At 65.0% G+C, this 19,941-nt stretch carries 21 protein-coding genes; 16 read left to right on the top strand and 5 right to left on the bottom strand.

Features of this window, described 5'->3' with window-relative positions; all coding sequences use genetic code 11:
* Positions 1-29 precede the first annotated feature (29 nt).
* Genes odhB through lpdA form a run of 5 tightly spaced genes read left to right on the top strand, consistent with a single transcriptional unit; the run spans position 30 to position 4,728 of the window.
* Positions 30-1,310: a 2-oxoglutarate dehydrogenase complex dihydrolipoyllysine-residue succinyltransferase gene (gene odhB, locus LB538_RS27215; RefSeq protein WP_224532127.1), complete on the top strand. Its 1,281-nt coding sequence runs from the start codon at positions 30-32 to the stop codon at positions 1,308-1,310.
* Between the two features lie 16 nt (positions 1,311-1,326).
* Positions 1,327-2,040 carry a DUF4241 domain-containing protein gene (locus LB538_RS27210; RefSeq protein WP_224532128.1) on the top strand — a complete coding sequence of 238 codons (714 nt, stop codon included), beginning with the start codon at positions 1,327-1,329 and terminating at the stop codon, positions 2,038-2,040.
* 29 nt (positions 2,041-2,069) lie between these two features.
* Complete coding sequence (locus LB538_RS27205; protein WP_318011909.1) at positions 2,070-2,546, top strand: hypothetical protein; 477 nt, start codon at positions 2,070-2,072, stop codon at positions 2,544-2,546.
* Positions 2,543-3,298, top strand: a complete 756-nt coding sequence (locus LB538_RS27200) for an SDR family oxidoreductase (protein ID WP_224532130.1) — start codon at positions 2,543-2,545, stop codon at positions 3,296-3,298. The genes LB538_RS27205 and LB538_RS27200 overlap by 4 nt, the downstream gene beginning before the upstream one ends.
* A gap of 23 nt (positions 3,299-3,321) precedes the next feature.
* Positions 3,322-4,728: a dihydrolipoyl dehydrogenase gene (gene lpdA, locus LB538_RS27195; RefSeq protein ID WP_224532131.1), complete on the top strand. Its 1,407-nt coding sequence runs from the start codon at positions 3,322-3,324 to the stop codon at positions 4,726-4,728.
* 710 nt (positions 4,729-5,438) lie between these two features.
* Here lpdA and LB538_RS27190 read toward each other — a convergent pair.
* Positions 5,439-6,503 (bottom strand): TraB/GumN family protein, encoded by a 1,065-nt coding sequence (locus tag LB538_RS27190; protein WP_224532132.1) that lies wholly within the window; start codon positions 6,501-6,503, stop codon positions 5,439-5,441.
* 370 nt (positions 6,504-6,873) lie between these two features.
* The gene (locus LB538_RS27185; RefSeq protein ID WP_224532154.1) at positions 6,874-7,812 is read right to left on the bottom strand and encodes a tyrosine recombinase XerC; all 939 of its coding nucleotides are present in this window, start codon (positions 7,810-7,812) and stop codon (positions 6,874-6,876) included.
* A gap of 97 nt (positions 7,813-7,909) precedes the next feature.
* Here LB538_RS27185 and rimM point away from each other — a divergent pair, with 97 nt between their 5' ends.
* Together rimM and trmD are read left to right on the top strand one after the other, a co-directional pair.
* Complete coding sequence (gene rimM / locus LB538_RS27180) at positions 7,910-8,509, top strand: ribosome maturation factor RimM (protein ID WP_224532133.1); 600 nt, start codon at positions 7,910-7,912, stop codon at positions 8,507-8,509.
* Positions 8,506-9,204 (top strand): tRNA (guanosine(37)-N1)-methyltransferase TrmD, encoded by a 699-nt coding sequence (gene trmD, locus LB538_RS27175; RefSeq protein ID WP_224532134.1) that lies wholly within the window; start codon positions 8,506-8,508, stop codon positions 9,202-9,204. The genes rimM and trmD overlap by 4 nt, the downstream gene beginning before the upstream one ends.
* Here trmD and LB538_RS27170 read toward each other — a convergent pair.
* Positions 9,186-9,938, bottom strand: coding sequence for a sulfite exporter TauE/SafE family protein (locus LB538_RS27170; protein WP_224532135.1), 753 nt, complete (start codon positions 9,936-9,938; stop codon positions 9,186-9,188). The two genes, trmD and LB538_RS27170, sit on opposite strands and share 19 nt — an antisense overlap.
* 342 nt (positions 9,939-10,280) lie before the next feature.
* Between LB538_RS27170 and rplS the strand changes: the two genes are divergently transcribed.
* From rplS to leuC, 5 genes are all read left to right on the top strand, one after another.
* On the top strand, positions 10,281-10,802 hold the full coding sequence (rplS, locus tag LB538_RS27165) for a 50S ribosomal protein L19 (RefSeq protein WP_095769549.1): 522 nt from the start codon (positions 10,281-10,283) through the stop codon (positions 10,800-10,802).
* A gap of 250 nt (positions 10,803-11,052) precedes the next feature.
* Positions 11,053-11,850: a basic amino acid ABC transporter substrate-binding protein gene (locus tag LB538_RS27160; protein WP_224532136.1), complete on the top strand. Its 798-nt coding sequence runs from the start codon at positions 11,053-11,055 to the stop codon at positions 11,848-11,850.
* A gap of 261 nt (positions 11,851-12,111) precedes the next feature.
* The gene (locus LB538_RS27155) at positions 12,112-12,924 is read left to right on the top strand and encodes an amino acid ABC transporter permease (protein WP_224532137.1); all 813 of its coding nucleotides are present in this window, start codon (positions 12,112-12,114) and stop codon (positions 12,922-12,924) included.
* Positions 12,925-13,044: 120 nt separating this feature from the next.
* On the top strand, positions 13,045-13,695 hold the full coding sequence (locus tag LB538_RS27150; RefSeq protein ID WP_224532138.1) for a class I SAM-dependent DNA methyltransferase: 651 nt from the start codon (positions 13,045-13,047) through the stop codon (positions 13,693-13,695).
* Between the two features lie 463 nt (positions 13,696-14,158).
* Positions 14,159-15,568, top strand: coding sequence for a 3-isopropylmalate dehydratase large subunit (gene leuC / locus LB538_RS27145; RefSeq protein ID WP_224532139.1), 1,410 nt, complete (start codon positions 14,159-14,161; stop codon positions 15,566-15,568).
* A 63-nt stretch (positions 15,569-15,631) separates the two neighbouring features.
* Here the strand turns inward: leuC and LB538_RS27140 are convergent, their stop codons facing one another.
* On the bottom strand, positions 15,632-15,937 hold the full coding sequence (locus LB538_RS27140; protein WP_095769553.1) for a hypothetical protein: 306 nt from the start codon (positions 15,935-15,937) through the stop codon (positions 15,632-15,634).
* A 160-nt stretch (positions 15,938-16,097) separates the two neighbouring features.
* On the opposite strand from LB538_RS27140, the gene LB538_RS27135 reads away from it, so the two are divergent.
* Positions 16,098-17,294 carry a sensor domain-containing diguanylate cyclase gene (locus tag LB538_RS27135; RefSeq protein ID WP_224532140.1) on the top strand — a complete coding sequence of 399 codons (1,197 nt, stop codon included), beginning with the start codon at positions 16,098-16,100 and terminating at the stop codon, positions 17,292-17,294.
* A 307-nt stretch (positions 17,295-17,601) separates the two neighbouring features.
* Here LB538_RS27135 and LB538_RS27130 read toward each other — a convergent pair whose 3' ends face one another.
* The gene (locus tag LB538_RS27130) at positions 17,602-17,949 is read right to left on the bottom strand and encodes a hypothetical protein (protein WP_224532141.1); all 348 of its coding nucleotides are present in this window, start codon (positions 17,947-17,949) and stop codon (positions 17,602-17,604) included.
* 328 nt (positions 17,950-18,277) lie between these two features.
* Between LB538_RS27130 and LB538_RS27125 the strand changes: the two genes are divergently transcribed.
* The 3 genes from LB538_RS27125 to sdhD all read left to right on the top strand — a co-directional run bounded on the left by LB538_RS27125 (position 18,278) and on the right by sdhD (position 19,939).
* Positions 18,278-18,829 (top strand): hypothetical protein, encoded by a 552-nt coding sequence (locus LB538_RS27125; RefSeq protein ID WP_224532142.1) that lies wholly within the window; start codon positions 18,278-18,280, stop codon positions 18,827-18,829.
* Between the two features lie 292 nt (positions 18,830-19,121).
* Complete coding sequence (sdhC, locus tag LB538_RS27120; protein WP_140545485.1) at positions 19,122-19,544, top strand: succinate dehydrogenase, cytochrome b556 subunit; 423 nt, start codon at positions 19,122-19,124, stop codon at positions 19,542-19,544.
* Entirely contained in the window at positions 19,544-19,939 is a 396-nt protein-coding gene (gene sdhD / locus LB538_RS27115; RefSeq protein ID WP_224532143.1) for a succinate dehydrogenase, hydrophobic membrane anchor protein, read from the top strand. The genes sdhC and sdhD overlap by 1 nt, the downstream gene beginning before the upstream one ends.
* Positions 19,940-19,941: the final 2 nt, after the last annotated feature.

Below are 19,941 nucleotides of genomic sequence, written 5' to 3'. Positions count from 1 at the left end.
AGACCTCAAGAAGACAACGGACAGGCACAATGGCTACCGAAATCCGCGTCCCCACTCTCGGCGAATCCGTCACCGAGGCGACTGTCGGCAAGTGGTTCAAGAAGGTCGGCGACGCGATCGCCGCCGACGAGCCCCTGGTCGAGCTCGAAACCGACAAGGTGACGGTGGAAGTGCCCGCCGCGGGCGCCGGAACGCTGGCCGAGATCGCCGTCAAGGAAGGCGAGACGGTCAATGTCGGGGCGCTGCTCGGCTCGATTTCGGCCGGCGGCGCGGCTGCAGCGCCCGCCACCAAGCCGCAGGCGGTGGCGCAGGCGTCCAGCCCGGACGCCGCGTCCACCACCAAGCAGGCGGCGGCCGAAACCGCCAAGATGGCCGGCGACGCCGGTCCGGTCGAGCCGCGCACCATGCCGCCGGCGCCGGCCGCGGCCAAACTGATCGCGGAACACAATCTCTCGGTCGACCAGCTGTCCGGTTCCGGCAAGCGCGGCCAGGTGCTGAAGGGCGATGTGCTCGACGCCATCGCCAAGGGCGCCCCTTCCCAGCCGGCCGAGATGCCGAAGGCCGCTCCGGCGCCCGCCGCGGCCCGCGCGCCGTCCACCGCCGAGGATGCGCCGCGCGAGGAGCGCGTGCGCATGACCAAGCTGCGCCAGACCATCGCGCGCCGCCTGAAGGAGGCGCAGTCGACCGCCGCCATGCTCACCACCTTCAACGAGGTGGATATGAGCGCGGTGATGGCGCTGAGGGCCAAATACAAGGACGTGTTCGAGAAGAAGCATGGCGTGAAGCTCGGCTTCATGGGCTTCTTCACCAAGGCTGTGACGCATGCGCTGAAGGAGATCCCGGCGGTCAATGCCGAGATCGACGGCACCGACATCATCTACAAGAACTTCGCCCATGTCGGCGTCGCCGTCGGCACCGACAAGGGGCTGGTGGTGCCGGTGGTGCGCGATGCCGACCAGATGTCCATCGCCGAGATCGAGAAGGAGATCGGCCGCCTGGGCCTCGCAGCGCGCGACGGCAAGCTGTCGGTGGCGGATATGCAAGGCGGGACGTTTACGATTTCCAACGGTGGTGTTTACGGGTCGCTGATGTCGACGCCGATCCTGAATGCGCCGCAGTCGGGCATTCTCGGCATGCACAAGATCCAGGAGCGGCCGATGGTAGTCGGCGGCCAGATCGTCATCCGGCCGATGATGTATCTGGCGCTCAGCTACGATCACCGCATTGTCGACGGCAAGGAAGCGGTGACCTTCCTGGTGCGGGTCAAGGAAAGCCTGGAGGATCCCGAGCGGCTGGTGCTCGATCTGTGATCGGAGCTGATCCGCAATGAGCGGCTGGTCAGATGCCTTACGCCGATTCCTTCGGCGTGGACGCGTCTGGCTTTTCTCCGACTTGCCCGTGGTCGCTTCGCCCGCCGATTGGGAGGCCTCCGAGATCAGCAGCAACCTCGGCGTCTTCGCTCTCAGCTCTGCCGAGATGGCGGAACGGAAGATCACCGTCACCACGATCGGTGAGCTTGAATTGCCCACCGGCGAAATCGTTGCCTGCGATCCGCTCATCACCGGACTAAGCCGGCCTGCCTTCAGCCGCAAGGTGAAGCCGGGACGCTATCCGGTCATACTGCTTCAGGCGCAGGGCTGCATTGCGGCAGCGGTCTTGCGGTTCGGCCCCGGCTTGCCAATACGCTGGGAATTGGCGACCTTCGTTCCCGATCGCCCGCCGGTCTATAAGTCAGAATTTCTTGAATTTATCGTCGATGACGCGGTTGCGTCATTCATGGACAAGTCTGTTCTGACGCTAATGTCCGACCAGCAGGAACTTGATGACTATCTCGCTGACGTCGCCTGTACTATCGACAGGTTTTGTATCGATAGTCCGGTCGAAGGCAACCCGGTCAACGTCGCCATGTTCGACACTGGGTATGGCGACGGCGCGTATCGGTCTTTCTGGGGGTTGGACGCATCCGGCGAACCACTGCTCCTGATGACCGACTTCGAAGTGCTCGAAAACGCCGATGGCCGTAACGAGGCCGATCGATGAGGATACTTGCCTCACCCATAACCCGGTGGATGACTAGATCGGCGGTTTTGTTGTCGGCTTCCGCCGCCCAGGCTGCCTGCCCGATCCAGCTTGCCGTCTATGGTGAGGCGCAGAGCGGTGCCGAGATCGACTTCACGCCGGCCGGCAGTTCGGCGACGATCACCAACGCCTTCCGCATGATCCTCGACAACAATGTCGTGCTCGACGGCATCGCGATGTGGACCGAAGGCAGCGCCGCGCGGCCGCACGGCTCGCTGATGTACAAATGCCCGACGGGCGATGTCACCGGCGAGGAGCTTGCCGCCTGCACGGTCTGGGAAGGCGTCGTCTACAGCGCCGACGACAAGGGCACGATCGGCCTGCTGCCGGCCGAAGGCGCCGACGCACCGAAAAGCCTGATCTTTCCCGATCTCGGAGCGTCGCTGGAGATGTCGGCCGCTTACGGTCCCGCCGGCTTCTCCAAGGTGCCGTGGGACGTCTTTATCCTGAAAGGCTGCCAGGAATGAGCACCGACAAGAAGACGCTGCTGGTCACCGGCGGCAGCCGCGGCATCGGCGCCGCCATCTGCCGGCAGGCGAACCAGGCCGGCTACCGTGTGGCGGTCAACTATGTTTCCGACCAGAACGCGGCGGACAAGCTGGTCGCCGAGCTGAAAGCCGTTGGCGGCGAGGCTTTCGCCGTCAAGGGCGATGTCGGCAACGAAGCCGATGTCCTGGCGATGTTCGAAGCCGTCGACCGGGCCTTCGGCCGGCTCGACGCCTTCGTCAACAATGCCGGCATCGTCGACGTCAAGGCGCGGGTCGACGAGATGAGCGCGGCGCGGCTGGAGCGCATGATGCACATCAATATCGTCGGCTCCTTTCTCTGCGCCCGCGAAGCGGTCAAGCGCATGTCGACGCGACATGGCGGCCACGGCGGCGCCATCGTCAACTTGTCCTCGGCGGCGGCTAGGCTGGGCTCGCCCGGCGAATATGTCGACTATGCCGCCTCCAAGGGCGCGATCGACACCATGACCATCGGTCTGGCGCGTGAGGTGGTGCTCGAAGGCATTCGCGTCAACGCGGTCAGCCCCGGCATCACCGAAACTGAGATCCACGCGTCGGGCGGCCAGCCCGACCGGGTGGCGCGGATGCGGGACATGCTGCCGATGAAACGCGCGGGCACGGCGGACGAAGTCGCCAGCGCGGTTCTCTATCTTCTGTCGGACGCGGCCTCCTATATAACGGGCGCGATCCTGAATGTGAGCGGCGGCCGATAGGCGCCAAAACAAAGGACAAGACTATGGCTTATGACGTCGTAATCATCGGATCGGGACCGGGCGGCTATGTCTGCGCCATCAAGGCGGCGCAACTCGGGCTGAAGACGGCAGTGGTCGAGAAGAACGCCACCTTCGGCGGCACCTGCCTCAACATCGGCTGCATCCCGTCGAAGGCGCTGCTCCACGCCTCCGAGATGTTCGCGGAAGCCGGCCATGCCTTCGATACGCTGGGCGTCGAGATCCCGGCGCCGAAGCTCAATCTGAAGAAGATGATGGCGCATAAGGACACGACGGTGGCGTCCAACGTCAACGGCGTCGCCTTCCTGTTCAAGAAGAACAAGATCGATTCCTTTCGCGGCACCGGCAAGGTGGTCGGAGCCGGCAAGGTTTCGGTGACCGGCGAGGACGGCAAGGTCGAGGAGATCGAGACCAAGAACATCGTCATCGCCACCGGCTCGGATGTCGCCGGCATTCCGGGCGTCAAGGTCGATTTCGACGAGAAGGCGATCGTCTCCTCCACCGGCGCGTTGTCGCTGGCCAAGGTGCCCGCCAGCCTCGTCGTCGTCGGCGGCGGCGTCATCGGGCTGGAGCTCGGCTCGGTGTGGGCCAGGCTCGGCTCCAAGGTCACGGTCGTCGAGTTCCTGGACACTATTCTGGGCGGCATGGACGGCGAGGTGTCGAAGCAGTTCCAGCGGCTGCTTTCCAAGCAGGGTTTCGAGTTCAAGCTCGGCGCCAAGGTCACCGGCGTCGCCAAGGTCAAGAAGGGCGCCAGCGTCACCTTCGAGCCGGTCAAGGGCGGCGCGGCCGAAACCATCGAGGCGGATGTCGTGCTGGTCGCCACCGGGCGGCGCCCCTATGCCGACAGCCTGGGGCTGAAGGAAGCCGGCGTCGAGGTCGACGAGCGCGGCCGTGTCAAGACGGATGGGCATTTGAGGACCAATGTGTCCGGCATTTATGCCATCGGCGACGTCATTGCCGGGCCGATGCTCGCGCACAAGGCCGAGGATGAGGGCGTCGCGGTGGCGGAAACGATCGCCGGCCAGGCCGGTCACGTGAACTACGACGTCATCCCGAGCGTCGTCTACACCAGCCCGGAAATCGCTTCGGTCGGCAAGACCGAAGAAGAGCTGAAGAAGGCCGGCATCGACTACAAGGCCGGCAAATTCCCGTTCAGCGCCAATGGCCGCGCGCGAGCCATGCTGCACACCGACGGCTTCGTGAAGATCCTGGCCGATAAGGCGAGCGACCGCGTGCTCGGCGTCCATATCGTCGGCTTCGGCGCCGGTGAGATGATCCACGAGGCGGCGGTGCTGATGGAATTCGGCGGCTCCTCGGAAGACCTGGCGCGGACCTGCCACGCGCATCCGACGATGTCGGAAGCGGTCAAGGAAGCGGCGCTGGCGACGTTCTTCAAGCCGATTCATATTTAGCTGCGCACCAGCGCCATCGCTTCGGCCCTAGGGCGAAGCAAGGAGCGAAGCGACGCGCGTAGACCCCAGGATCATGCCGTGACGCTAAGGCATTGCAACGGTTGCAGAATTTTGCGCTGTTGCGCTCTACGGCAACGGTCGCGGCATGGATACCCGGGTCAAGCCCGGGTATGACGAAGGCCGCCGTAGTCGCCCCCAACCAAAACGGCCCGCCCATCGGCGGGCCGTTTGTCGTCAAGCTGTAGCCGGATTACTGGGCCGGCGCAGGTGCCGGAGCCGGAGCCGGGGTCGGCGTAGGCGTAGGCGTAGGCGCCGGAGCTGGCGTGGGAGCCGGGGTGGGCGCTGGAGTTGGCTCAGGCGCCGGAGCGGGCGTTGCAGGCGCCGGGGCAGGCGTGCTGGCCGCCGGCGGCTCAGACGGGGCGGGGGCATGCTCGCCGCCGCTTCTGCCAAAGACATAATACGCAACAATGGCCAGGATAATGACAACAAGGGCGATCAGCCACCCGCTGCCGCCACCACCGCCACGCGTTGGGGGAGGCGTGCTCGAAGGGGTGTAGGGATCGTTAGGGTTCGCCATGAAACGTGTCCTCCTTGGATGAAAGTCATCAAAATAACAGCCATCAACGCGCTGAGCCCGCATCGGGTTTCACGCGAACGGACGGAAAGCGCTGAAAAACCGGCGTTTTCAGGTCCGCCAGCCGCCAGACGACTCAGTTGACGGCGGTAACACTATACCCTGCCTTGCGAAAATCCTCGACCAGTCCTTCCGGACCGGGCAGATGCATGGCGCCGACGGCCATGAAGACGTTGCCCTTGGCCAGAATCGGCCCGGCATGCGCCGCCATCACCTTGTTGCGGCTGGTGATAATGGTCTGCTCGAAGGCGGCATAGCCGGCCTCGTCGTCCGCCGTCTCCGGCAGCACGGCGCGGAACAGCGGCCAGAACATGCCGACCTCGCCACGCTGGTAGAGCACGATCATCGTCTCGTTGACGTCGTTCACTTTGTCGCCGAGCTTCATCGTCTCGACCAGGCTCTTCATGTGGAATTCGATCGGCAGCGAAGCCATGGCGCGCAATTGATCGACGGCGGTTTCGAGCCCTTCGACGTCCTTTCCCGAAGCCTTGGCGTCCGAGGCAAGCTTGACGTCCAGCACGGGTTCGCCGGCGCTCTGGCGCGCCACCTCGCAGGCCGGCAACGCCATCATCGCCGAGAGGATCCACGGCTTCATCTTGGCGACCGTCGCCGGCGGGATGCCACGCGCGTCGAGCCCCTTGTCCAGTGCGGCCGCATCGTCCGGCGACAACAGCGACGACAGGGTGGTGTCGTCGGTGAACATCATCAGGCCGGGTTCGCTGGCCATCGCGGCCATCATCTTGGCCTTGTCCATTGCGTCGGTGGTTTCAATGACGATTGTGCCGGCGCCGTCATAGGCTTTCTGCGCCGCGGCCGGCAGCGTCGTGACGCGGGTATCGGTCATGTGCATGGTGCCGAACAGATAGGACGGTTTTTCGCCGGGCTTCTCCAGCTTCCACAGCAGGCCCTTGCCGTTGGGTACGGCCGCGGCCTCGGTCTCGACCTTCTTGAAGGCGGCGGGATCGTTCTTCTCCAGTGCCGTCAACAGATCGGCGCCGGCGCAATTGGGCGCTGCGGCAAGCGCCCGGCCGGCAAGCAACAGGACGGCCAGGAAAGACAGGAAGAACAGCAGGTTGAGCGCTGCAAGCAGCTTCAACGAGACCAGGGCCGCGCGGTCGGCGATGGCGATGACGCGTTTCATGAAGAAGCATCTTAGCGCCGAAAAGCGGCAAAACGGTTAATCGGATCGGGGAAATTGTCTTCGGTCGGTTCTGGTTTGCGGCGTAGACGTTCTGCGGGTTGGCGACGCGTATGGACATGGCGCGCCTTGGTGGTTAGCGGAAACGCCCATCACGTCGTCATCCACGGGCGGAGCAAGGAGCGAAGCGACGCGCGCAGACCCGAGGATCCATGCCGTGCCTTCAAAGCGCCGCTGCGGCCCAGAATTCTGCACCGTTGCACCCCACGGCCTAGTGCACGGCATGGGATTCCAGGGTCTGCGCGCGTCGCTCCGCTCCTTGCTTCGCCCTAGAATGACGAGTTCGGAGGGCTCCGAATGGCCTCAGAAGCGTTCACGCCCTTGGATGCGCCTTCTCGTAGATGTCGAGCAGCCTCGCGGTGTCGACGCCGGTGTAGATCTGGGTGGTCGACAGGCTGGCGTGGCCGAGCAGCTCCTGGATGGTGCGGAGATCGCCGCCGCGGCCGAGCAGGTGGGTGGCGAAGGAATGCCGCAGGGCATGCGGCGTCGCGGTGTCGGGCAGGTTGAGCGCCGAGCGCAGCTTCGCCATCTCGCGCTGGACGATGGCCGGGTTGAGCGGGCCGCCACGGGCACCGCGGAACAGCGGGCCGTCGGGACCAATATGGAAAGGGCAGAGCCGGCGGTATTCGGCAACCGCCTTGCGGGCCACCGGCAGCACCGGCACCAGCCGCGTCTTGCCGCCCTTGCCGGTGACGCGCAGCACACTGTCGGCTTCCGTTGCGAGGTCAGCGCCGGTCAGGCCCAGCGCCTCGGAGATGCGCAGGCCGGAGCCGTAGAGCAGCGTCAGCACGGCGGCGTTGCGTGCGGCGATCCACGGCTCTTCCGCCAGTTGGCCCTCCATCGCCACGACCTGCCTGGCGTCGCTTGCCGTCAGCGGCTTGGGCAGCGATTTCGGCTGGCGCGGCGCGCGCAGGGCTGCGGCGCCTGCCGCGTTGACCATCCCGCGTTTTTCGAGAAAGCGCAGCAGCGAGCGGATGCCGGCAAGGCCGCGCCCCAGCGTGCGGGCGCCAGCGCCTTCATTGCGCCGCGCAGCGAGGAAGCCGCGCAGATCGGCCGGCCGCAGGTCCGCGATGTCGGAGATACCCGGCGCGCCGCCGCAATGGCCGGTCAAGAAGTGCAGGAACTGGCGGGTGTCGCGCTCATAGGCCTCGACCGTCTCCGGCGACAGGCGGCGCTCATGCGCCAGCGTTTTCAGCCAGGTCTCGCGGGCCGCCTGAAGGTCGGGTTTTGCCGGGACGAGGAATTCCTGCATGGTGGCAGTTTCGGGCATGCGGGTTAGGAAGCGGTGAAGAGGCGTCATTGAAATGACGGCTTGAGGGGATTAGAGCAGGGCAAAGGAAGCGCCGCCGATGCCGAAGCTCGAAAACCCCGTACAGATGGCCGTGATCGGTGCCGCGCACGGCATCAAGGGCGAATTGCGGGTGAAAACTTTCACCGGAGACCCGCTGGCGCTGGCCGATTACGGCCCGCTTTATGCCAGGGACGGCCGCGCCTTCCAGATCACCGATATCAGACCGGCCGGGACTGTGGTGGTCGTGCGTTTCAAAGGCGTCGGTGACCGCAACGCCGCCGAGGCGCTGGCCGGCACCGAGCTTTTCGTCGACCGCTCGGTGTTGCCCGACGACGGCGAGGAGGACGAGTTCTATCACGCCGATCTCATCGGCCTCGATGTAAGGGACGATACGGGCGTCATCGGCAGGGTCGTCGCCGTGCATAATTTCGGTGGCGGCGACATACTCGACGTCACGCTTGCCGGTCGCAAGGGCGTGCTGATCCCGTTCACGCAGGCCGCGGTGCCGCATGTCTCGATCGCCGACGGATTCGTTGAGGTCAACCCTCAGGCGGCGGGGCTGGTCGAAGACGAAGAAGGCGACGAAGCGCCCAGGGATGCCGGCTTCGACCCGAAGGGTCGGCCGCGCGGACCGAAGGATGCCGGGGGCAATCGGTGAGCTTTGCCGCCTCGGTGCTGACGCTCTATCCGGAGATGTTTCCGGGCGCGCTCGGCCTGTCGCTGGCCGGCCGCGCGCTGGAGGCCGGAACTTGGTCGCTCGAAGCGATCCAGATCCGCGATTTCGCCACCGACAGGCATCGCACCGTCGACGACACGCCGGCCGGCGGCGGCGCCGGCATGGTGATGCGCGCCGATGTGCTGGCCAAGGCCATCGACCACGCCGCGCCTCCGGGTGATAAGCGCCCAAGGCTGCTGATGAGTCCGCGCGGCAAACCGCTGACGCAAGCGCGCGTGCGCGAGCTCGCCGCCGGCCCGGGCGCGGTCATCCTGTGCGGCCGCTTCGAAGGCGTCGACCAGCGGCTGATTGAGGCGCGGGGACTGGAGGAGGTCTCGGTCGGCGATTTCATCCTGTCGGGCGGCGAGCCGGCAGCACTTGTGCTGCTCGATGCCGTGGTGCGGCTGCTGCCGGGCGTCATGGGCAATGCCGTCTCGGGCGAGGAAGAAAGTTTCGAGAACGGGCTGCTCGAGCATCCGCATTACACGCGGCCGCAGGAATTCGAAGGCAGGCCGATACCCGACGTGCTGATTTCCGGCAACCACAAGAAGATTGCAGAATGGCGTCGCGCGGAGGCCGAGAAGCTGACGCGGGAACGGCGGCCTGACTTGCTGCGCGCTCAGCCCTTGGTGAAATAATAAAAGGCCAGGAACAGGCCAACGGCGACGACGAAGCCGCGCACGACGCCCTGCGGCACGCGCTTGGCGATCCAGACGCCGGCATAGCCGCCGAGCGCGCCGCCCGGGATCATGACGATCGCCTGCGGCCAGGCGACAACGCCGCCCGAAACGAAGACCAGGATGGCGATGGCTGCGATCACCACGGCCAGCATGTTCTTCAGCGCGTTGAGCCGGTGGTAGTCGCCGGCCTGCGTCAGGCCGAGCGTCGCCAACATCATCACGCCCATGCCGGCGCCGAAAAAGCCGCCATAGACGGAGGTCGCGAACTGGGCGAGCGATCCGGCGAATGAGCCGACCTTGGCTTCGGCCCCAGGCTTGGGCGCCGGTTTCAGCCACGGCCCGGCGGCGAACAGCGCGGTGGCGGCGATCAGCAGCCAGGGCACCAGCGCGCGAAAAGACGGATTGGAGAGCGCAAGCAGGATCAGCGAGCCGGCCAGCGCGCCGAGGGCGGAGATGACGCAGAGCAGCAGCGCCTGGCGCCAGAAATGCCTGATGTCGTCGAGATAGGCGAGCGTCGAGGTGATGTAGCCGGGAAACTGCGTCACCGAGGAGGTGGCATTGGCGACGATCGGCGGCAGGCCGACCAAGCTCATGGCGCCGAAGGTGACGAAGGTGCCGCCGCCGGCGACGGCATTGACCGCGCCGGAGACAAAACCCGAGAGAAAGAGCAAGGCGGCATCGAAAAAAGTCATTTCCCCGCTTAGGAAGCTTGCAAGCCGCGCGCAACCCGGCACGACCGCAGCAAACATGGGGCCATGGACGCAAAATAGCCCCAAAGCCCGAGTTTCGGTGCACGTCGTCGTCCCGGAACCGCGCACACGTCCGGGCGACATGCATTAGGGCGTGACAAAGCGGCAAAATGGCTGTATGTGCCCGCCCGAACCGGAAGAACGATCTTCTGGACCCGTCAACAAGTGCGGTGTAGCCGTCCCTGCCCGATGTTTCGACAAAGGGCATAACCGAGCGGTCATTGGAACTGCAAGGCGAGCGCAGGACGCTCTGACTGTCGGAAGAACAAGAAGTGGATATTTGAGATGGATCTCATCCGTCAGCTCGAGGCCGAACAGGCCGCCAAGATCGAAGCCAAGCGCAAGCTGCCCGAATTCCAGCCGGGCGACACCGTGCGCGTCCAGGTGCGCGTCACCGAAGGCACCCGCACCCGCGTCCAGGCCTATGAGGGCGTCGTCATCGCCCGCGCCGGCTCGGGCTTTCAGGAGAATTTCACCGTACGCAAGATTTCCTACGGCGAAGGCGTCGAGCGCGTTTTCCCGGTCTACTCGCCGATGGTCGAGGGTGTCGAGATCGTGCGCCGCGGTAAGGTTCGCCGCGCCAAGCTCTATTACCTGCGCGACCGTCGCGGCAAGTCGGCCCGCATTTCGGAAAACACCGGCGTGCGCGCCCGCAAGCTGAACGATGAGGAGCGCGATGCGCTGAACGCCGAACGCGCCCGCATCGAGGCCGAGAAGGTCGCCGCGGCCCAGGCGCTGGCCGCCGAGACGGCTGCCAAGGAAGCCGCCGAGAAGAAGGCTGCCGCCGAGGCCGCTTCGGCCGAATAAGGTTTTTGCGAGACAGGTTTCGGAAAGGCGGCTTCGGCCGCCTTTTTTGTTGTGCAGCTGTCGCAAGCGTGCGGAATTTGATCGAAGCCTTCGCGTTTCGAAACCATCCTTGAAGAGCACTGGATTGCGCATTCACGCGCCGCGGCAGTGCGGAGCGGCTTGCAAGGCGCTTGCGGCAAGCTAAAGTCGGCGCCGGATTTTCTCTTGGCGCGTGAACATCGCGCCGCCAATCATCTTCGGGGAGTTTGTCATGACCAAGTCGAAACTGCTGCTGGCCGCCATGGTGGCCTGGCTTCTCGCGCCTGTCGCGGCGCTCGCCGACAATTTGCCGGACCTCGGCGGCAGGAAGGTCGTGGTGGTGACGGAAAACGCCTATCCGCCGCTGCAGTTCATCGACAAAAAGACCGGCAAGCAGATCGGCTGGGAATATGACGCGATGGACGAGATCGCCAAGCGGCTGAACTTCAAGGTCGAGTACCAGAACACCTCCTGGGACGCGATGATCCAGGCGGTTTCCGACAACCAGTACAACATCGGCATGACCGGCATCACCATCAAGGACGACCGCAAGGAGAAGGTCGACTTCTCCGATCCCTATATGCGCTCGGAGCAGTTCATGCTGGTGCGCGGCGATGAAAGCCGCTTCACCGACGCGAAGAGCTTCGCCGCCTTCAAGGACGGGCTGATCGGCGCCCAGCCCGGTACCACGCCCTTCTACACCGCCGTCTACAGCGTGCTCGACGGCAATGAGCAGAACCCGCGCATAAAGCTGTTCGAGACGTTCGGCGCGACCGTGCAGGCGCTGAAATCGGGCGACGTCGACGTTGTGCTCACCGACGGCACCGCCGGCCAGGGCTATGTCGATGCCTCCGAAGGCAAGCTCAAGCTGATCGGCGGACCGCTCGGCACCGAGGATTTTGGGTTCATCTTCCCGAAGGGCTCGGACCTGGTGAAGCCGGTCAACGCCGCCATCGCCGCGCTCAAGGCCGACGGCACGTTCGACAAGCTCAACAAGAAGTGGTTCCTCGATTACAAGATGGGGCAGTGAGCCCGTCTTGTTGCGCGCAGTGAGTTTGCAGGAAATTGCGCTGACATTGCGCCAAGTCCCCCCTCTCTGGCCTGCCGGCCATCTCCCCCTCAAGGGGGGAGATTGGCAGCTCCGCCGACGGTGCTCCTCATTCAACGTTGGTGATTGGCGAAAGCCCACGCGAAGTTCGATCTCCCCCCTTGAGGGGGAGATGGCCGGCAGGCCAGAGAGGGGGGCCTGGGCGCTACCTTCTCGAGACGTCCGCTCCATCGGCATCGCCTGATGGCAGCGCTCGCATCCACCTCCAAACCCGAATTCCCCTGGTGGCTGACGGCCGCCCTCGTTCTGGCTTTGGCCGCCGCTGTCGCCATCGCTTCCAGCGACCTCTATGCGCAGGTCTTCGCCACCGTCACCAAGGGCATCGGCATCACCATCTTCGTCACGGCAGTCGCGTTCGCGCTTGCCTCCGCGCTCGGGCTTGGCATCGCGCTGATGGCGCTGTCGGGATCGCAGTGGCTGCGCCAGACCGCGCGCTTCTATGTCGAGATCATCCGCGGCGTGCCGATCCTGGTGCTGTTGTTCTGGATCGCCTTTGCTGGCGCGCCGGCCTTCGTCGCCGCCTGGAATGCGCTGACCGCGCCGCTGCAGGGCGCCGGCCTGATCGGCGAGCTGCTGGTGCGCGACGTCTCGCTGCTCTGGCGCGCCATCATGGCTTTGACCATCGGCTACTCGGCCTTCATCTCGGAAGTGTTCCGCGCCGGCATCCAGTCGGTCGAGAAGGGCCAGATCGAGGCGGCCAAGGCGCTCGGGCTCAGCCGAGTCCAGCGCTTCCGGCTGATCGTCTTCCCGCAGGCGATCCGCACCATCCTGCCGCCGCTCGGCAACGACTTCGTCGCCATGGTCAAGGATTCCTCGCTGGTCTCGGTGCTCGGCGTCGCCGACATCACCCAGATGGGCAAGGTCTATGCCGCGGGCTCCTTCCGCTTCTTCGAGACCTATTCGATCGTCGCCTATATCTACCTGATCCTCACCGTCGGCCTGTCGCTGGCACTGCGGGCGCTGGAACAGCGGCTGCGCCGCCAGCATCAGGAATAGCCGGAAGCAAAGTCCGCGCTCCCTCATTGTTTTTGACGCAATTCCGGACGGAAAACCGGTTCCCACTTTTCCTGGAATTGCTCTAGCTTGGGTCATGTGCATCCGGCGGAGGAGACGCCCATGAATTTCGACAAAGCCAATGCGGCGCTGGATTCCGTCTATTCGGCCGATTCGCCGGAAGGGCTCGCAAAGGCCTATGCCGACTGGGCGGCGACTTACGACAGCGAGACCGCCTCGCTGGGCTACCTTCTGCCTTTCCTCATCGCCGCCTGGGTGGCGCGGCACGTGCCGGCGGGCGAAGGTCCGCTGCTCGACGCCGGCTGCGGCACGGGCCTGTCGGGGCCGTCGCTGAAGGCTTTGGGCTATGGCGACATCGCCGGGCTCGACCTCTCCGACGACATGCTGAAGATCGCCGGCAGCCGTCAGGCCAATGGCAGGCCGGCCTATAGCGAGCTGAAGAAGGCGATGCTCGGCGGCCCGCTGCCCTGGCCCGACCGGCATTTCCGCGCCTTCTTCTCGACCGGCGTCTTCACCATCGGCCACGCGCCGGCTTCGGGATTGCATGAACTGGTGCGCATCACCAAAAGCGGCGGCCACGCCATCTTCACCGTGCGCGACCAGGTTTTCGAGAGCGGAGGCTTCCAGGCAGTGTTCGACGAGTTGGCAGAGGCGGGGAAATGGCGGCTGGTCGAGGAGAGCCCGTGGTTCCGCTGCTATGCCATCGGCGATCCGGACGCGCTGGTGAAGACGTTTGTGTTCGAGGTGGTGTGAGTAAGCTTGGCGCGAGTTCCTCGCCCCCGCGAAAAGCGGGGGAGAGGTGGCCCGGCGAAGCCGGGACGGAGCGGGGGACGACCTCCGCGACGTCAAAACCGTTATGAGATTTAAACTCGGGAGAGGGTCCTCGGACAGGGACTCCTTCCAGGCGCCGCGCAGGCCCCTCTCCGTCCCGGCTTCGCCGGGCCACCTCTCCCCACTTCGTGGGGCGAGGAACCAGGTTCCGGCCGCTAATTGCCGAAAAGGCAAAACATTGCTATCTACCGCGCCATGGAAAAGCTTTTCAGCGATCCGGCCTATAAGGGTTTCGTGCTGCAGGACAGAAAGCGCCTGCCGTCGCGTTTCTCCGCGCGCGTCTGCGGCGCTCTCACCAGCCGACTTCGCTGAACCGACCGATCGCAGTCGTCGCGCCGGATTGCCGGCGTCCCTTTCCCATTATCATATCGACGGATTTACGCACATGAGCGCACCGCGCACCCTCTACGACAAGATCTTCGACGACCACACGGTCGACCGCCAGGACGACGGCACCTGCCTGCTCTATATCGACCGCCACCTCGTGCACGAGGTCACCAGCCCGCAGGCCTTCGAAGGCCTGCGCATGAGCGGCAGAAAAGTCCGGCATCCGGAAAAGACGCTGGCCGTGGTCGACCATAACGTGCCGACCTCGCCCGAGCGCAAGTTCGGCATCAAGAACGAGGAAAGCCGCATCCAGGTCGAGGCGCTGGCCAAGAACGCCAAGGATTTCGGCATCGAATATTATTCCGAGAACGATGTCCGCCAAGGCATCGTCCACATCATCGGGCCCGAGCAAGGCTTCACGCTGCCCGGCATGACCATCGTCTGCGGCGACAGCCATACCTCCACGCATGGCGCGTTCGGCGCGCTTGCGCATGGCATCGGCACGTCCGAGGTCGAGCATGTGCTGGCGACGCAAACGCTGATCCAGCGCAAGGCCAAGAACATGCTGGTGCGCGTCGACGGCCAGCTGCCGGAAGGCGTCACCGCCAAGGACATCATCCTCGCCATCATCGGCGAGATCGGCACCGCCGGCGGCACCGGCTACGTCATCGAATATGCCGGCGAAGCGATCCGCTCGCTGTCGATGGAAGGCCGCATGACGATCTGCAACATGTCGATCGAAGGCGGCGCCCGCGCCGGCCTGATCGCGCCGGACGAGACGACCTTCGCCTATGTCAAGGACAAGCCGCGCGCCCCGAAGGGCGCCGCCTGGGATGCGGCGCTCGCCTATTGGAAGACCCTGCAGTCCGACGAAGGCGCGCATTTCGACAAGGTCGTGGTGCTCGACGCGCAGAAACTGCCGCCGATCGTCTCCTGGGGTTCTTCGCCCGAGGACGTCGTCTCGGTGCAGGGTACCGTGCCCGATCCGCAAGAGATCGCGGACGAGAACAAGCGCAGCTCGAAGATCCGCGCGCTCGACTATATGGGGCTGACGCCCGGAACCAAGATCACCGACATCGAGCTCGACCGCGTCTTCATCGGTTCCTGCACCAATGGCCGCATCGAGGACTTGCGCGCCGCAGCCAAGGTGGTCGAGGGCAAGAAGGTCAATCCGCGCGTCAATGCCATGATCGTGCCGGGTTCGGGCCTGGTCAAGGAACAGGCGGAGGCCGAGGGCCTCGACAAGATCTTCGTCGCCGCCGGCTTCGACTGGCGCGAGCCGGGCTGCTCGATGTGCCTGGCCATGAACGACGACCGGCTGAAGCCGCATGAACGCTGCGCCTCGACCTCGAACCGTAATTTCGAGGGCCGGCAGGGCTTCAAGGGCCGCACTCATCTGGTGTCGCCGGCCATGGCGGCGGCCGCGGCGATCGCCGGCCACTTCGTCGACATCCGCGACTGGAAGTAACAGCCGGCCGCGTCTCTCAACAAGGGCCCGGACACGACGTCCGGGCCTTTTGCTTTCAGCGATCTATCTGCGAATGATCTCGTGAAACTCCTCGCGCCGGCCGGGCTCGTCGGCGGCGACGACCAAGGCCAGCTGCCGCTCGTCAAAGATCCTGAACCACTCGTCCCACTCCACGAGTTCGTAGCCGCCGCTGTTGATCGGACGCTCCGGGCGGTCGGTGTCTTCATAGGCCTGCTGCCCAAAAACCAGCCGCAGCATGGGCTGCGTTCCGGCTTCGGGCGAGACGTCGACGATGGCCGGGAAGCCGGCGCGCGCCGCCGCCCAGGAGCGGATTTCATCGTGGTTCGTCAAAGTGATCGTGCCCGCCATCTCGATCGTCTCCCGTCTGGCGTCTCCTGTCTGGCCGGACAACGCCGCTCCGGCAGGCCGGTTCCGCGTGGCATGCGATGTATCTATCGAGACTTAACCGCTTGTTTGGGCTTGCGTCCTAGTATCTCCCGTTGGGTAAGTTGGGAAAAGTCGCAGTCTTTTGGACACCGGTCTGCTCATAGCGCTGCTCAATCCGACGATAGCGCTGGCGCTTGGCGCTGCGTTCCTCGTGCTGTGGTCCTATCAGCGCCATCGACCGTATCTGGCTGTGCTCGGCGCGAGCTACTGCCTGTCGGCGCCGGGTTTCCTGCTGCAATATTTCACGCTTCCGATCGGCGTGGCGCTGACCAAGCTCGTTTCCAACATCTGCTTCACGATCGCGGCCTGCTGCCTCGCCAGCGCGATCATCGCGCGCTACGGGCGGCGCGTGCCCTATGTCGGGATCGGCATCGTGACCGGCGGCGGGCTCGCCGCCTTCATCTGGTTCATGTTCGTCCAGCCGGACCTCACCTGGCGCGTGCTTGCGATGAATTTCGGCTTCGGCGCGCTCAGCCTGCTGGTCGGCGCCGAGCTGAGAACGGTGCGCCACAACGGCCCAACCGAGAAAATCCTGCTCGTGCTGTCGCTGCTTTCGGGGCTGAACTTCATCGCCCGCACGCTGGTTGTCGTCATCGCGCACGGGCCGTTCCCCAGCTATGACGGCTTCTACGGATCGTCCTACTGGACGACCGCGCTGCTTTCGCACGCGCTGTTGTCGCTGCTGACCGCGCTTTGCCTGTTCACGGCGGCGGCGCTCGATGTGATGAGGGCGCTGAAGGACGAGACCCATACCGACCCGCTCTCGGGCATCCTCAATCGCCGCGGCTTCGAGGAGCGGGCGAACCTGTTGCTCGACGAGTGCGGCAAGGCCGGATTTCCCGTCGCGCTGGTGCTTGCCGATCTCGATCACTTCAAGGCGCTGAACGACCGGCACGGCCATGAGGCAGGCGACCGGGTGATCGCCGACTTCGCCGCCAAGCTGCGCTCCGCCACCGGCGCGCGCGGGGCCGCCGGCCGCATCGGCGGCGAAGAGTTCGCCGTGCTTCTGCCGCTCAGCGACCTGGGGGCGGCAAGGCTCTTCGCCGAAGCGATCCGCGCCTTCTATTCGGCCGGCGCGATCGAGGGCCTGCCGCCCGGCGTCAGGGTGACCGCCAGCTTCGGCGTCGCCGCCCGCTCCGGCAGGGAAGGGCTGATGCCGCTGATGCGGCGCGCCGACGAGGCGCTCTACAAAGCCAAGAAGAATGGCCGCGACAGCGTGCGGCTTTCCTATGAGAGACCTGAAACCGCCTTCGCTGCCGAGCCGCTCGCCGTCGGCTGATACATCCAGGCCCGGCGCAACCCCCTGCTAGTCCAGAAGGCGATCGCAACGTTCGCGATTGCCCGAAGCTCCTGCAATTTCGTCATCCTCGGGCTTGACCCGAGGATCCATGCCGTTACCTCCGTCGTAGAATGCTGCGGCGCAAATTCCGTAACCGCCGAAACGCCTTAATGGAACGGCATGGATTCTAGGGTCTGCGCGCGTCGCTCCGCTCCTTGCTTCGCCCTAGAATGACGACAGGCCGGGCCTTGCCGGCCGCGATTGCGTGCGCGTGTCAGGCTGTGGCGGAGCCGAACGCCGACGGCCTTCAGCGGCAAGGATTGAGATTGGGCATCTCGCCGTCGGAAAGCCCGTACATATAGGAACGGCCCTTGACCAGCACCGGCGGCTGGTAGCAGCCGGGCGCGCCAGCCTCGTCCGCATCGTCATAGATCACATCCGGCTGGCCGCCGGTGTATTGGGAAAGTTCTTTCGCTAGCTTGCCTTCGCCGACGATGATGCGCTTGTAGCCGGCGGCGCTGTCGATGACGAGATTGCCGAAGGAATCGGCATAGACGCGGTCGTGATGGCGCAAGCCAGCCTCGGCCGGCGCGGCGATCGCCAGCGCGGCCAGCGTTGCGGCCGCGAGGCTTATCCGCAGTGAATTCGAACGCATGTCGCTCTCCCTGGTCGGCGCGCAGATCGCGCGCCTCGGAAATTAACTCTTTCTTAACCTTTGTTAAGAGGCGGGAGGCTTTCGGCGCCGGTTCTTAAGGAACATGGTTAATTTTCGAGGATCGAGCTCCATCAGGCGACGGGCGCGGTTCTGGATAGCCGGCTGACCCAGGGTCAACTTGATCTTGCGGCGCCGCATGGCTACAGCGGTCCACCGTCTCACGGAAAGGGCAACCGCCTATCTCGTTGTTTCGATGCAATTCCGGACGGAAAGCCGTGGCGAAGGCGCCGAACCCAACCGTTCACACTTTTCCTGGAATTGCTGTAGCGTGCCGCGCACGAAAGGGCAGCGCATGAGCTTTGGCCGCACGGTTCGAGTGTCGATCGCCATCCCGCTGCTTCTGGCGGCCGCCGCCTGCGTGCCGCAGGACGGCGCGCCGAAGGTGGCGAATACCGCGGCCCCCGCCGCCTCGCCTGCTCCTCCCCCGCAATCCGCCGCACCCGCGACGACGCCGCCTGCTGCAACGCCCGCCATACCTGCAACGGCCCCGGCAGCCACAACGGCGCCAGTACCTGCGAGGGCGAAGGCGCCTGCAACGCCTGCGCCCGCAACCAGGATCGTCACCGACCTTACCGTGCCGCGTTCCGGCGTCGGCACGGCCACCTACAGATGCGGCAATGGCGGCATGATCACCATCCAGAATCTGGGCAACGCATTGCGCGTCATGCGGCCCGATGGCACGGCCGAAGAGTTCGCGGCCTCGCCCGCCAACCAGAGCAGCCGCTACCAGGAAGCAGCGACCCATGACGCAATCGTGATCGACGGACGCGAGGCGCTGGTGATGAAGAGGGGATCCACCCCGCAGACTTGCAGGCGCTGAGGTGCGACGATATTCGGGTGAGGCCGGCCCGCGGGATCCCGACGCGGCCGGCCGCCGAGTCGGTCATCTGATTGCTGCGCTGCAGCGAACGCTGCGCCGGCTTCGAAACAGCCGCTAATCGATTGAAGCGCGCGGCCCTCAATTTGTCAGACTAAATGATGTTTCCAAAACGATTTTCCGGCTTTGACGCGGTGCAAAAAGAGCATTAGAAACCGGCTGTCCGATGCCATAAATGGGGGCGGCAAACGCCGCATTCCCATCTCGGCATTCAGGATGCCGAACTGGGGGAGCCATGAGCAAATCACCAGCCACCCGCGCAGTTGCCAGACGTGAACGGCCGCTCTCGCCGCATCTGACGATCTACCGGCCGCCGATCACGATGACGATGTCGATCATCCATCGCATCACCGGCGGCGCGCTCTATTTCGGGACGCTGCTGGTGGCGGCCTGGCTGATTGCCGCTTCGAGCTCGCAGGCCGCATTCGACTGGGTCAACTGGGCCTTCGGCTCCTGGCTCGGCCGACTTGTTCTCTTCGGCTACACCTGGGCGCTGATGCACCACATGCTGGGCGGGCTGCGCCACCTCGTCTGGGACACCGGCGCGGGACTGGAAAAACACACCGCGTCCAGGATCGCCTGGGCGACGCTCGCCGGCTCGATCGTGCTGACGCTGCTGATCTGGATCGCCGGCTACATGGCGCGGGGAGCTTTGTGATGGCTGCCAACAATTCGGACATGCGCACGCCGTTGGCGAGAGTGCGGGGCCTGGGCTCGGCGCGCGAGGGCACGCAGCATTTCTGGCGCCAGCGGCTGACGGCGATCGCCAACATACCGCTTATCCTGTTCTTCGTCGGCTTCCTGATCGCGGTCAACGGCCACGGCTACACGGAAGTGCGGGCTGCGCTTGCGAATCCGTTCGTGGTGGTCGTGCTCGGGCTGGTGCTGATCTCGCCGCTCTACCACATGCGCATCGGTATGCAGGTGATCATCGAGGATTACGTGCATGGCGAAGGCATGAGGCTGGCGCTGATCGCTCTCAACACCTTCTTCTGCGTGGCAGTCGGCGTCGCCTCGCTGTTTGCCCTGCTCAAACTCGCATTCGGAGGCTGACG

Origin of the sequence: Mesorhizobium sp. Ca11, from assembly GCF_020165275.1 — a bacterium.
GTDB lineage: Bacteria > Pseudomonadota > Alphaproteobacteria > Rhizobiales > Rhizobiaceae > Mesorhizobium.
Note: the sequence above shows the minus strand (reverse complement) of the source record. Positions and strands in the feature narration are given on the sequence as shown.